Below are 12,802 nucleotides of genomic sequence, written 5' to 3' on the forward strand. Positions count from 1 at the left end.
TGTTCAGTGTTCTGTTATTTAGTTTTCAGTATTCTTATCTAAACTTTGGTGTAACGAAACACTAAAAAGCGAAATACTGAACTCTTTTTTTACTGAATACTAAATGAAGTTCCTTCTTTACCGTCTTTAAGTTGTATTCCTAAAGCAATTAATTGGTCTCGAATCTGATCTGAAAGTGCAAAGTTTTTATCTGCTCTGGCTTGATTTCTCATTCCGATAAGCATATTCACAACTCCTTCTAATTTATCATCACCGTCTGCGCTTTTTTCATCAATAAGTCCTAAAACATCAAATATAAAAGCATTTACGGTCGCAGTGAAATCTGCTAAATCAGTCGCTGAAATAGTTTCTTTACCGTCTTTTAATAAATTAATATAGCGTACAGCTTCAAATAGCTGTGCAATTAAAATAGGTGTGTTAAAGTCATCATTCATTGCATCGTAGCACAGCTGTTTCCAAGATGCAAAATCTATAGAACTTGTGCTTCCAGTTGTAATATTTGGTAAAGCATCTACCGCTTCCATCAATCTTTTGTATCCCTTTTCGGCGAGAACAATTGCATCATCAGAGAAATCTAAAATACTTCTGTAATGTGCCTGCAAGCATAAAGAAGCGAGTCACCGAAGCTGAAAATGGTTTACTTAAAATAGTATTTTCTCCGCTAAGAATTTCGCCTGGTAAAATATTATTTCCAGTCGACTTAGCCATTTTCTTTCCGTTTAAAGTCAGCATATTGGCATGCATCCAGTAATTTACTGGAGATTGTCCTGTGCATGCTTCATTTTGTGCAATTTCGCATTCGTGATGCGGGAATTTTAAATCCATTCCGCCTCCGTGAATATCAAAATGATTTCCAAGATATTTTGTACTCATTGCAGTACATTCAAGATGCCATCCAGGGAAACCATCGCTCCAGGGTGAAGGCCATCTCATGATATGTTCTGGTTCTGCTTTTTTCCAAAGTGCAAAATCCTGAGGATTTCTTTTATCAGACTGACCGTCTAAATCACGGGTATTAGCCAGCATATCGTCGATATTTCGACCGCTTAAAATACCGTAATTATTAGTTTCGTTATATTTTACAACATCAAAATATACAGATCCGTTGGCAACATAACCAATTCCGGTATCAATAATTTTTTTGATAATTTCAATTTGTTCAATAATATGTCCAGTTGCCGTTGGTTCAATGCTTGGCGGTAAAAAGTTGAATGCTTTTAGAATGGTATGGAAATCAACAGTATAACGCTGTACAACTTCCATTGGCTCTAATTGTTCCAATCGAGCTTTTTTAGCAATTTTATCTTCACCTTCATCAACATCATCTACAATATGTCCTACATCGGTAATATTTCGAACATAGCGCACTTTATAATCCAAATGAAGAAAATACCTGAAAATAACATCAAAAGACATAAAAGTTCTAACATTTCCTAAGTGAACATTACTATATACGGTAGGTCCGCAAACATACATTCCAACATTTCCATCATGGATTGGTTTGAAATCTTCTTTTTCACCCGAAAGTGAATTGTATATTTTTAAGGGTTGACTGCTGTATAGTGGCATATTGTTTTTAATGTTTAATCGTTTAACTGTTGATTTGTTTAATCGCTGTAAACGTTTGATCGTTTTAATTAATTTCTATTATTCTTTAGAAAGATAGTATTTTTTTAAACTGTTTATCTGATTGCATATTTTTTCAATTTTTTCACGAGATTCTACATACTCTGTTTCAGAAACGTAATTTAAATCTTTAGAAATAATCAAATGATTCAGAGTTTCCATTGCTGATGAATACGATATCGTTAAAAAATGCGCTTTATCCTTATTCGTATTTCTCGAAGTTCCTTCGGCAATATTGGTAGCAATAGACGATGAACTTCTTTTTATTTGAGAAGTTATTCCGAACAGCTCATTTGATGGGAATTTAGTAGTTAATTTATAAATATCCAAAATAAACATTCGTGCATTTTGCCAGACTTCTAACTTTTCAAATGAAAAAACATACATTCTTTTCTGTTTTAACTGTTGATTTGTTTAATCGTTTAATCGGAAATTATACCTTTGACAAAGCGATTAAACAAATTAACGATTTACCGATTAACCTAAAACTGTGTTTCTAGTTTAATGTAATCAAGAAATTCTCTTTTCGTTTGAGGATCTTTGAATTTTCCGCCGAATTCAGAAGTTACAGTACTGCTTTCGATGTCTTTAATTCCGCGAGAATTTACACAAAGGTGTTTAGCATCGATCACGCAGGCAACATCTTCTGTTCCTAAAGCTTTTTGAAGTTCCTGAACAATCTGCATAGTTAAACGCTCTTGAACTTGAGGTCTTTTAGCATAATATTCAACAATACGGTTCATTTTTGATAAACCAATAACTCTTCCGCTTGAAATATAAGCCACATGAGCGCGCCCGATAATTGGCAGTAAATGGTGTTCGCAAGTAGAATAAACAGTAATGTTTTTTTCTACAAGCATTTCACCGTATTTGTAATTGTTGTCGAAAGTTGAAGCTTTTGGCTGTTTTGCAGGATTAAGACCACCAAAAATCTCTTTTACAAACATTTTTGCTACTCGGTTTGGAGTACCTTTTATGCTGTCATCTGTTAAATCCATTCCAAGAGTCTGCAGAATGCTTTCAACATCTTTTTTTATTTTTTCTATTTTTTCTTCATCAGTTATGTCAAAAGCGTCCGCTCTTAAAGGGTTTTGAGCATTACTGCTGAAATGACTGTCACCAATTTCGTCTAAAAAATCTTCGTTATTTATCATTAAAAACTACTATTATAATGGGTATATCTTTTTAAGGCGGTAAAGATAATTAATAAATAGGAAACCTTTTCTATCGTTTTTACGATTTAATTGTTGCTTTTTGGATATAATTTAAATTAGCGACGAAATAGTTCTAATTTAAAACACAAAAGACAATAACGAAAATGTTATTGTCTTTTGAAATTCTACTTATAATGACTTGATTATCTATTGTTATAAACCACTAAAGCCTCCTTTAAAATAGTAACAGCTGTAATTAAATCTTTCTTATTTAAAACATACGCAATACGAACCTGATTTAATCCCATACCAGGAGTAGAATAGAAACCTTTGGCAGGAGCGATCATTACAGTTTCACCATTTAGATTATAACTTTCTAAAAGCCATTGTGCAAAATCATCGGAATCTTTTATTGGAAGCTGGACAATACAATAAAAAGCACCTTTTGGTTTGGTTACAATAACACCGTCAATTTTATTTAATTCGGCAATCAGCGTGTCGCGACGCTCTTTGTATTCAGAGATTACTTCATCAAAATAACTTTGAGGCGTGTCTATTGCCGCTTCGCAGGCAATTTGTTCAATTGTTGGCGGACTCAAACGTGCTTGGGCAAATTTCATTACCGTTGCCAAAACATCTTTATTTTTAGTAACCAGACAGCCAATTCTTGCACCGCACATACTGTAGCGTTTAGAAACAGAATCGACCATTATTACATTTTGTCGCACATCTTCAAGATTCATCACAGAAAAATGTGTTTCATCTCCATCGTATAAAAATTCACGATATACTTCATCGGCAATTAGGTACAGATCATGCTTTTTGATCAAACCGGCCAATTGTTTAATTTCTTCTTCAGAATATAAATATCCAGTCGGATTTCCAGGGTTGCAAATCAGAATGGCTTTTGTTTTTGGAGTAATTAATTTTTCTACCTCTTCGATACTTGGCAGAGCAAATGCCGTTTCGATTGTCGAAACAAGAGGCACTACAGTTGCACTAGTTGATGATGCAAACGCATGATAATTAGCATAAAAAGGTTCTGGAATGATAATTTCATCTCCAGGATCTGTAATTGTGGCCAGTGCAAAAAGTAAGGCTTCAGAACCACCAGTAGTTACAATGATGTCTTCTGTGTTAACGTTTACATTTTGGCGCTGGTAAAATTGAGCTAATTTTTTTCTATAGCTTTCATATCCGGCAGACGGACTGTATTCTATAAGAGTTAAATCAATATTTTTTACCGCCTCGATGGCCACTTCGGGTGTCTTGATATCCGGTTGACCAATGTTTAAATGATACACCTTGTGTCCCTTTTGCTTTGCTAAATCTGCAAAAGGAGCCAGCTTTCGTATCGGTGATTCAGGCATGTTTCTGCCTTTGTGTGAAATTGTTGGCATGAGTATAAATTATTGAAGTGCAAATTTGCATTTTTTTTTCGAATTTAACGTAAACAATACAGGTAGTTCGAGAAATGTAACAATTATAGATATATTTACTAATTTTATAATAAAAATTGTCAATGAAAAAATATATAGTATTGTTTTTTGGGTTATTCTTACCTTTTTTACTTTTTGGACAGGGCGGTTTTTTTTTACAAAACAATTCTTCTAAGGCTGTAATACCTTTTAAACTAATTAATAATTTGGTCTTTATTCCGATAAAAGTAAACGGAATCGAACTTAACTTTCTGCTCGACTCAGGGGTTGAAGAAACTATTTTGTTTAGTATGGAAGACAAACAGGAAGTTAGTTTTAACAATATCGAAAAAATAAAACTTAGAGGACTCGGAAGCGAAGACGAGATTGAAGGACTAAAATCGACAAAAAATGTCTTAGAAACTCATGGGTTAAAGTCTAATGATCATTTGGTATTTATTATTTTAGATCAAAGTTTTAATTTGTCTTCTCATATCGGAATTCCCGTAAATGGAATTATTGGGCATAAATTCTTTAAAAATAATTTTGTTGAAATTAATTATCAAAAAAAGAAAATCATAGTTCATTCGAGATCCAATAAATTTCAGCAAAAAATGGATTCCAAATATAAAATGATCCCAATAACTATTGAAAGATCAAAACCATATTTGGTAACTACTGCGACTGTAAATAATGTTGAAATTCCAGCAAAACTACTAATAGATGTGGGAAACAGTGATGCCTTTTGGATATTCGAAAATAATAATATCAAACTTCCAACTAAAAATTTTCCTGATTTTCTTGGAAAAGGATTTAGCGGAGATATTGAAGGACATCGAGCTAAAATAGACAAGTTTGCCATTGATGAATTTGAATTTAAAAAACCTATTGTTTCTTTTCCAGATTCAATTTCTATTCGCAACGTGAAGATGGTACCAGGGCGTATTGGCTCTATTGGAGGCGAAATTCTGAAACGCTTTACGGTAGTTTTTGATTATACAGATAAAAAAATGTATTTGAAGAAAAACAGTAAATTTTCAGAACCTTTTACCTATAATAAAAGTGGTATTACTGTGCAAGCATCATGGCCTTCAATGGGTACAGGAAACAGTTCGTTTAGAAATGGTACGAGTTTCTACTACAGTTGAAGATCTGCAGGATAAGGATAAAAACAATAATAATTTTAAGTATAAATTTGCTCTAAAACCAGTTTACGAAATTGTGAATGTCCGCAAAAATTCTGCAAGCAGAAAAAAGCGGTCTAATGAAAGGCGATATCATTGTAAGTATCAATAGAACTCAACCATACAGATATACATTACAGCAGATAAATAATCTTTTAAAATCTGAAGAAGACGTTTGGATAACTCTGGATGTAGAACGTAACAGTGTTGTACTAAAATTCAGATTTAAACTTGAAGATGAGCTTTAGAATAAAATAATTGCTATTTTTTTGTTTAAATGAAAATTATCTTTTTTACTAATATATTTAAATAATTTTTATTTTTTGTGAAAAAACGTTTGTTAAAATTAGTTTTATGCTTAGATATTTTATTATGTTTAACAAAAATTTAATCTATGGCCAAAAACTACTTTAATTTCTTACAAATTATATTTGTTTTTACTTTTTTATTGGTTTTACCCACAAAAATTTCTGCTCAGTGCGCTGGATCCAATGCACAATTAGATTTATGTACCAACATTTCAGATCCAGTAAATCAGTCTATTTCTTTGTTTTCTTTGTTAGGAGGAACACCAGTGCCAGGAGGAACATGGACGGCTAACACAAATCCACGTGGATTAGACGCTGTAAATGGAATATTGAATGCACAGGTTATAAGTCGCGGAGGAACTTATGTCTACACTTATACAGCCCCAGTCGCGACAGGATGTACAAACAATACTGCAACAGTAACCGTAAGAATTGGTGCCTACGCAGGTGTACCAGCTCCTTATGCAACGGTGTGCGGCGACGAAGGAACTTTTAATCTTTTTACCGCTTTCAACGGTACCGTTATGGCGCCGCATACTAATGGAACTTGGTATGATAGTTCTGGACAGCCTTTACCAGAATCTTCTGTTCCTATATTTGAGAAAAATGGAGTTTACCAATATACTTACACGGTTCCGCCTGTACTTGCCTGTTCTGTCGCTTCGCCTTCTTCGACAGTAATTATAACTGTTGTTAGAGCGCCATGAGAAGGAAGGCCAAGTGATTTATTAATTTGTGCCGATACAGAGATTTCTTCTTATACAGATTTAGATTTAAACACCAGACTTTCCGGCCAAGATAAAGGAGGGGAGTGGAGCGGACCTGGAATCACTTCTCCAACAGATCATAATGTTAATTTGGAAGAATTATACAATGCAAGAGGTCCAGGAGAATATGAGTATGGTTATACCGTTTATGCTACTCCTAATAATAAAGTTTGTCCTGATAAAACCGCAACTGTTAAAATTACAATCGAAAGGCGACTTGATTTTACAGGCGCAAAAATAGACGTAATTAAAGATATTTGCGAACCAGAAATTCCAACAGCAGTTTATGCTCGCAACTTTAACGCAGGGAGCTCAGTCTATTCCGAACGGAGAATATCAAGTAACATTTAATGTTTCAGGACCAAATGGAGGCAATCAAACAATTACTTCTAGTTTTGTAAATGGAGTTCTTAATTTTCCGGTTTCGTCTTCTTATTTTAGACAAGTGGGAAAATTTACTTTAACCATTACAAATATTATAGCAACTTCAAGTAGAAGAGCTTGTGCAAATATTATTAATAATTTATCTGACGTTCTTGAGGTTCATGCTATTCCCGTTTTAGATGGATCTGTGTTGACATTTGATCCAACATGTCAGAATAAAGATGCTCAAGCACATTTAACAAATGCTTCTTTACTGCCAGATGGCAATTATAATATTTCTTATAATGTTACGGGAGATAATTTTGCATTGGGACAAATAGTAAATATAAATGTATTAGGAGGCGAGGCTAATTTTACAATTCCAGGAAACTTAAATAGAACTAGTGGGGCTTCAACTATAACAATTACAAACATTACAAACACCGTAACAGGTTGTACAAATACAGCCAATGTTAGAGGAAATTTAATTATAAATAGGTCGCCAGATGCTTGCAACGGTTAGTGTAGTGGTAAATGATCGTTGTTTAAATGATCCAGTTACAGCTACAATTTCGGGATTAGGAAACCTTACAGATGTTACCATTACATACATGCTTCTTGGAGATAATCTGGCCTCAGAAACAATTACCTTGACAGCAGTTAACGGAAAAGCAGAATTTCAGATTCCTGCGAATTTACTTTTAAATACAGGTTCTACCATTATTTCATTGACAAATTTACAGAACAATATTACGGGTCGCGATAGTAATTTAAGCAACGTTTTGGATAGTTTTATTACACATCCAATACCAGTTGCGCCAACTGTAAATCCGCAGTCTTTTTGTAAAGTTGATGAAGCAGCAGTTGCTAATTTAGTTCCAAATGGAAATCAATATAAATGGTATAGTTCACCAACATCAACTACACCTTTAGCAAGTACTTTAATTTTAGAATCAGGTAATTATTATGTAAAAGAAACTTCTCCTGCAGGTTGTACTTCAGAAGCAACAACGGTTGTAGTGACAATAAATGATTCACCTGCTCCGATATTAAACTCTGATGGGCAGAATTTCTGCGGACTAAATAATCCGACTATTGCAGATTTATCAAATAATACAAATATTCCTCAAACAGTAGTTTGGTATGATGCTCCTGACAATGGAAATTTATTATCTGCCACAACTCCTTTAATGGAACAAGGCAGATATTACGGGTTTAATTTTCCAAGTACAGATTGTTTCTCTACAGAATATATTGAAGTCACAGTTACACTAACAGAATGTGATAATATACCCAATAACTTTTTTGTTCCCGATGGATTTTCTCCAAATGGAGACGGTGTAAACGATTCATTTGTAATAAAAGATATTGAGTTTTTATACCCAAATTATACACTTGAAATTTATAACAGATACGGAAATGGAATGTATAAAGGAGATAAAAATAAACCAGCCTGGGACGGAATGAATTATGAAAAGAGCGACCTCGCTGGCGGAGTCGCACCCAACGGAGTTTATTTTTATGTGCTTCATTTTAATAAAGATAATAAACCGCCGCAAAGAAGGCCGTCTTTATTTAAATCGATAAATCTCTTTTTATATTTTTAATATATTTTTCAAATGAAAAAAATAATACTCCTTATAAATTTCCTCTTTTATATAGCGACTTCTGCACAGCAGGATCCAGAATATACACATTATATGTACAATATGAGTGTCGTAAATCCAGCCTATGCGACTGGCGTTCCGGCAATGATGAATTTTGGAGGCCTGTACAGAACACAATGGGTAGGAGCAGTTGGAGCTCCAAAAACATTTACCTTTTTCGGGCATACCGCTATTACAGACAAAATAGAAGCAGGACTCTCATTTATATCAGATGATATTGGAGATGGTGCCAAAAAAGAAAATAATGTTTATGCAGATTTTGCCTATGTTTTAAAATTAGGCGGACAAAATAAACTTTCATTAGGTTTAAAAGCAGGATTTTCATCCATGCAGAGCAATTTTAACGGTTTCCGTTTTACAGATCCTCAGACTGATTTTGCTTTTTCTGAAAATATAAATGCAACCAAACCCAATATTGGAGTTGGAGCTTATTACTTTAGAGATAATCTTTATGTTGGATTATCTGTTCCAAACTTGCTGAAATCGAAATACATCGAAGAAAAATCAGGTGTTAATGCTTTTGGTTCTGAGGAAATACATACTTTTTTAACCGCAGGTTATGTTTTTCAGCTCAATGATATGTTGAAATTAAAACCGGCATTTATGTCCAAATTTGTCAAAGGTGCTCCAATAACATTAGATGTTACTGCAAATGTTTTGTACAACGAAAAGTTTGAATTTGGTGCAGCATATAGAATTGATGATTCAGTAAGCGCGTTGTTTAATATCAATATTACACCGACACTAAGGGTAGGTTACTCCTATGATTACACGCTTACAAACTTTGGACAGTTTAATTCAGGAACACACGAAATTATGTTGTTGTTTGATTTAGATTTATTAGGAAAAGGATTTGATAAATCACCAAGATTCTTTTAAAATGAAAAATATGAAAAGATTACTCGTTATTATATTCGTATTTTCAATACAGTTTATAAATGCCCAAGATCAGGAATTGGCAAGAGCAAAACGATTTTTTGATAAAACGTATTACAGCGAAGCCATTGTTTTATACCAAAAATTAGCTGACGAAAAACCTTCGCAGGAAGTTATAAAAAACTTAGCCGATTCTTATTTCTATACAAACGATTTAGTTAAGGCACAACGCTATTACCGTCTTTTGGTAAAAAACTACAGCAATAATTTAGACAGAGCTTATTATTTCAGATATGCACAGACATTAAAAGCTACAAATAGTTATGACGATGCTAACGCTGTTTTAAAAGAATATTATACCAAATCAGCAAATACAGATGATGTTATTAATTTCGAAAAAGAGGTTAAAACATTAGAAAATGTAACTGCAATAGGAAAACGTTTTGAAATTAAAAATTTGGCAATAAATACGCCCAACTCCGAATTTGGAGCTGTGAAATACAAAGAAAATCTAGTTTTTGCAGGTGTTAAATTAAAGCCGGGATGGTTTGATAAAAAATACAAATGGGACAACGAAACCTATTTAAATTTAGTTACGATTCCGCTGAAAAACATTAATTCAGGAGATTCTATTGTTCATTATTTTTCCAAAGAATTAAAAACGGGAATGCACGAGTCGAATGCTGTTTTTACAAAAGATGGTAAAACAATGTATTTCACTAGAAACAATTCTAAAAAGAAAAGAAAGAAAAAAGATGATAAGAAAATCTCTAATCTTCAAATCTTTAAAGCAGAATTAGTAGAAGGAAAATGGACAAATGTTTCATCGCTTCCGTTTAATAGTCCAAACTATTCTGTTGAACATCCAGCTTTAAGTGCAGATGAAAAAGTATTGTATTTTGCGTCTGATATGCCGGGTTCGCTTGGTTCATTTGATATTTATTCAGTAAACGTTAATAAAGGAGCTTTTGATACTCCAAAAAATCTTGGTCCAGAAATCAATACAGATAAAAGAGAACAATTTCCATTTGCATCGGCAGATAATAAACTGTATTTTTCTTCTGATGGACATTTAGGTTACGGATCTTTAGATGTTTTTGTGTCTGATATTAACGGAAATGAATATTCAAAACCAGTTAATATCGGATTGCCTTTAAACTCAAATCTGGATGATTTTGCTTTTAACATTGATTCTAATACCAAAGAAGGTTTTTTTGCTTCAAATAGAGATGGAGGAAAAGGAAGTGACGATATTTATCAATTCAAAGAGATCAAAGATTTAATTGTAGAAGATTGTAAACAGTTTATTGCGGGAATAATTACAGATGTTGATACAAAACTCGCTTTGGAAAATGCAATGGTAATTTTACAGGATTCAGAAAACAAAACCTTAAATACGATTACAACCAGCCGCAGATGGAAAATTTAGTTTTACAGTTGCCTGTGAAGCTTCGTATAAAGTTTCGGCTTTCAAGGAAAAATATACAAACGAATCGAAAACGCTGACCTTGGATAAAACGAGAGATGCCGTAAACGATGCGTCTTTAGCATTAAAATCTTTAGAAGCGATCAAGCAGGAAGAAAAGCTGATTGCAGAAAATAAAAGAAAGCAGGAAATTATTATTGAAGAAGAAAATAAGAAAAAAGCTGAACTTGTCTTGCGATTGAATTAAAACAAAAAGAGAAGAAAGCCAAAGAACAAGAAATTGTTGCAACCGAAGTTAAAAAGCAGGAAAAAGTAAAAGAAATTTTAGCACAGGAAAAAGATGTTGTAAAAGATAAAGACAGGTTAATCATTAAAACCGATCCTATTTATTTTGATTACAATATGTGGTACATTCGTAAAGAATCGAAAGTTGTTTTAGGAAGAGTTGTCGATTTGATGAAGAAATATCCGGGAATGGTAATCGAAATTGGATCGCACACAGATTCTCGTGGAAATGCTAAATTCAACGAAGATTTATCTCAAAAAAGAGCTAATTCCACAAGAGAATTTATCATTCAATCTGGAATTGATGCGAAAAGAGTTCGTTGCAAAAGGTTACGGCGAATCGGTTCCAATTATAAAATGTAAAACCGACGAATCTTGTTCGGAAGAACAACACGAATTAAACAGAAGATCTGAATTTGTAATTAAGAATTTGTAGATTTTTATAAAACGCTTTCTATTGATTTCTTTTTTATTTAATTTTATAGAATAACCCTGAAATAAAAATATTGAAATATGAAAAATCTAGTTTTGCCTTGTCTTCTTGTAATCTGTCTTGGATTCCAAAGTTGTAAAAATGATGAAAAACGTAAAGAATTTGATACCGCAAAAGCTGAGGGAGAAAAGATCGTAGGTACTGAATGCTACAGAGCAATTTACGAAAAAGATACAGTCGATTTGAAATTGAATACTCTGAAAAATGGAAAAATAACTGGAAATTTGGTTATGAAAGTAGCTATGCACCTGAAAAAAGAGGTGAAATTACAGGCGAATTTCAGCGGCGATACTTTATTTGCAGACTATACTTTTATAAATCCAGGCAATACGACAAAGTTCAAAAATCCGCTGGCAATTTTAAAAAAGGGAGAAAAACTTATTCTAGGAAACGGAACCATGCAGACAACAATGGGAGTTACTTATTTGGTTAAGGATAAACCAATTGATTTTGAAAATGTAAAATATAAATTTGACAGTGCACAATGTGCTGAGAAAAAATAATCCAACAAACCCGCGAGGTTTTCAAAACCTTTCGGGTTTATTTTAGAATGATCTCATAAAAAAAGCCGTTTCTAATTAAAGAAACGGCTTTTACTATTTTTAGATTTTATTTTTTTTATAAAACTTCACCTTTAATTTTAAGGGCTACTCTTCCGTCAGGATAATTCACTGCATTTGTTTCAACAGTAATTGTTTTACGAATTGGTCCAGAAGCCATATTGTATTTTACATCGATTTTTCCTTTTTTGCCCGGCATAATTGCAGATGCAGGTTTTGTTACGACTATAGAACTAACAGTTGATTCTGCGCCTGTGATTAATAATGGAGCGTCTCCAGTGTTTGTAAATTCAAACGAGCGTAAACCATTATCACTTTTAGAAATTTTTCCATAATCAATTGTATTGTCTGGGGTTGCAAATTCAATTTTCGGGCCATTTTGTGCATAACTTACTGCGCTGAACAATAAGACTGCAATAAAAGAGGTCGCATTTTTCATATGAAATTAGTTTTTAATTGTAAGTAAATATACATTCTTTTAATTAACACACAAATTATTATTTCTCTTTTTATACTGTACTTAATTATTTACTTTTGTTGTCAGTTATAATTACAAAAATTGAACCAATTTTGGTGTTTAATTGTTTAATCGTTAATTCGTTTAATCGGATGAGGATTAAAAAATAGTCGAAAGACCAATTAACAATTAAACAGTTAACCAAATAAACGATTAAA

The 12,802-nt window shown here is 33.0% G+C and carries 15 protein-coding genes and 1 pseudogene; 11 read left to right on the plus strand and 5 right to left on the minus strand.

Annotation, left to right across the window (positions count from 1 at the left end):
- Positions 1–89: 89 nt before the first annotated feature.
- From cysS to ACZZ95_RS13575, 4 genes and pseudogenes are all read right to left on the minus strand, one after another.
- Positions 90–1,569, minus strand: a pseudogene (gene cysS, locus ACZZ95_RS13560) (cysteine--tRNA ligase).
- 78 nt (positions 1,570–1,647) lie between these two features.
- Entirely contained in the window at positions 1,648–2,013 is a 366-nt protein-coding gene (locus ACZZ95_RS13565) for a four helix bundle protein (protein WP_095953071.1), read from the minus strand.
- A gap of 95 nt (positions 2,014–2,108) precedes the next feature.
- Positions 2,109–2,780 carry a GTP cyclohydrolase I FolE gene (gene folE, locus ACZZ95_RS13570; protein ID WP_463469442.1) on the minus strand — a complete coding sequence of 224 codons (672 nt, stop codon included), beginning with the start codon at positions 2,778–2,780 and terminating at the stop codon, positions 2,109–2,111.
- A 203-nt stretch (positions 2,781–2,983) separates the two neighbouring features.
- The gene (locus tag ACZZ95_RS13575) at positions 2,984–4,180 is read right to left on the minus strand and encodes a pyridoxal phosphate-dependent aminotransferase (protein ID WP_463469443.1); all 1,197 of its coding nucleotides are present in this window, start codon (positions 4,178–4,180) and stop codon (positions 2,984–2,986) included.
- 122 nt (positions 4,181–4,302) lie between these two features.
- Here ACZZ95_RS13575 and ACZZ95_RS13580 point away from each other — a divergent pair, with 122 nt between their 5' ends.
- From ACZZ95_RS13580 to ACZZ95_RS13630, 11 genes are all read left to right on the plus strand, one after another.
- On the plus strand, positions 4,303–5,346 hold the full coding sequence (locus ACZZ95_RS13580) for a pepsin/retropepsin-like aspartic protease family protein (protein ID WP_463469444.1): 1,044 nt from the start codon (positions 4,303–4,305) through the stop codon (positions 5,344–5,346).
- 116 nt (positions 5,347–5,462) lie between these two features.
- Positions 5,463–5,630 (plus strand): hypothetical protein, encoded by a 168-nt coding sequence (locus ACZZ95_RS13585; RefSeq protein WP_463469445.1) that lies wholly within the window; start codon positions 5,463–5,465, stop codon positions 5,628–5,630.
- 146 nt (positions 5,631–5,776) lie between these two features.
- Entirely contained in the window at positions 5,777–6,397 is a 621-nt protein-coding gene (locus ACZZ95_RS13590) for a hypothetical protein (RefSeq protein WP_463469446.1), read from the plus strand.
- Between the two features lie 150 nt (positions 6,398–6,547).
- Positions 6,548–6,808: a hypothetical protein gene (locus tag ACZZ95_RS13595; protein ID WP_463469447.1), complete on the plus strand. Its 261-nt coding sequence runs from the start codon at positions 6,548–6,550 to the stop codon at positions 6,806–6,808.
- On the plus strand, positions 6,744–7,343 hold the full coding sequence (locus ACZZ95_RS13600) for a hypothetical protein (protein WP_463469448.1): 600 nt from the start codon (positions 6,744–6,746) through the stop codon (positions 7,341–7,343). Before ACZZ95_RS13595 ends, ACZZ95_RS13600 begins: the two co-directional genes overlap by 65 nt.
- A complete protein-coding gene (locus tag ACZZ95_RS13605; protein ID WP_463469449.1) occupies positions 7,327–8,427 on the plus strand; it encodes a T9SS type B sorting domain-containing protein in 1,101 nt (366 codons plus the stop codon). The genes ACZZ95_RS13600 and ACZZ95_RS13605 overlap by 17 nt, the downstream gene beginning before the upstream one ends.
- Before the next feature lie 12 nt (positions 8,428–8,439).
- Complete coding sequence (locus ACZZ95_RS13610; protein ID WP_463469450.1) at positions 8,440–9,366, plus strand: PorP/SprF family type IX secretion system membrane protein; 927 nt, start codon at positions 8,440–8,442, stop codon at positions 9,364–9,366.
- A gap of 10 nt (positions 9,367–9,376) precedes the next feature.
- On the plus strand, positions 9,377–10,792 hold the full coding sequence (locus tag ACZZ95_RS13615; RefSeq protein ID WP_463469451.1) for an OmpA family protein: 1,416 nt from the start codon (positions 9,377–9,379) through the stop codon (positions 10,790–10,792).
- A gap of 79 nt (positions 10,793–10,871) precedes the next feature.
- A complete protein-coding gene (locus ACZZ95_RS13620) occupies positions 10,872–11,036 on the plus strand; it encodes a hypothetical protein (protein ID WP_463469452.1) in 165 nt (54 codons plus the stop codon).
- A 155-nt stretch (positions 11,037–11,191) separates the two neighbouring features.
- Complete coding sequence (locus ACZZ95_RS13625; protein WP_463469453.1) at positions 11,192–11,437, plus strand: OmpA family protein; 246 nt, start codon at positions 11,192–11,194, stop codon at positions 11,435–11,437.
- Between the two features lie 150 nt (positions 11,438–11,587).
- Complete coding sequence (locus ACZZ95_RS13630) at positions 11,588–12,070, plus strand: hypothetical protein (RefSeq protein WP_463469454.1); 483 nt, start codon at positions 11,588–11,590, stop codon at positions 12,068–12,070.
- Between the two features lie 115 nt (positions 12,071–12,185).
- Here the strand turns inward: ACZZ95_RS13630 and ACZZ95_RS13635 are convergent, their stop codons facing one another.
- Positions 12,186–12,566 (minus strand): DUF1573 domain-containing protein, encoded by a 381-nt coding sequence (locus tag ACZZ95_RS13635; protein WP_463469455.1) that lies wholly within the window; start codon positions 12,564–12,566, stop codon positions 12,186–12,188.
- Between the last annotated feature and the right edge of the window lie 236 nt (positions 12,567–12,802).

The organism is Flavobacterium sp. AC267 (assembly GCF_979258715.1).

Coding starts and splice junctions, on each gene's coding strand:
- ACZZ95_RS13605 (WP_463469449.1), top strand. CDS start 7,327: ATGCTTGCAACGGTTAGTGTAGTGGTAAATGATCGTTGTTTAAATGAT.
- ACZZ95_RS13615 (WP_463469451.1), top strand. CDS start 9,377: ATGAAAAGATTACTCGTTATTATATTCGTATTTTCAATACAGTTTATA.
- ACZZ95_RS13630 (WP_463469454.1), top strand. CDS start 11,588: ATGAAAAATCTAGTTTTGCCTTGTCTTCTTGTAATCTGTCTTGGATTC.
- ACZZ95_RS13590 (WP_463469446.1), top strand. CDS start 5,777: ATGGCCAAAAACTACTTTAATTTCTTACAAATTATATTTGTTTTTACT.
- ACZZ95_RS13635 (WP_463469455.1), bottom strand. CDS start 12,566: ATGAAAAATGCGACCTCTTTTATTGCAGTCTTATTGTTCAGCGCAGTA.
- ACZZ95_RS13625 (WP_463469453.1), top strand. CDS start 11,192: ATGTGGTACATTCGTAAAGAATCGAAAGTTGTTTTAGGAAGAGTTGTC.
- ACZZ95_RS13585 (WP_463469445.1), top strand. CDS start 5,463: ATGAAAGGCGATATCATTGTAAGTATCAATAGAACTCAACCATACAGA.
- folE (WP_463469442.1), bottom strand. CDS start 2,780: ATGATAAATAACGAAGATTTTTTAGACGAAATTGGTGACAGTCATTTC.
- ACZZ95_RS13600 (WP_463469448.1), top strand. CDS start 6,744: ATGCTCGCAACTTTAACGCAGGGAGCTCAGTCTATTCCGAACGGAGAA.
- ACZZ95_RS13610 (WP_463469450.1), top strand. CDS start 8,440: ATGAAAAAAATAATACTCCTTATAAATTTCCTCTTTTATATAGCGACT.
- ACZZ95_RS13580 (WP_463469444.1), top strand. CDS start 4,303: ATGAAAAAATATATAGTATTGTTTTTTGGGTTATTCTTACCTTTTTTA.
- ACZZ95_RS13565 (WP_095953071.1), bottom strand. CDS start 2,013: ATGTATGTTTTTTCATTTGAAAAGTTAGAAGTCTGGCAAAATGCACGA.
- ACZZ95_RS13575 (WP_463469443.1), bottom strand. CDS start 4,180: ATGCCAACAATTTCACACAAAGGCAGAAACATGCCTGAATCACCGATA.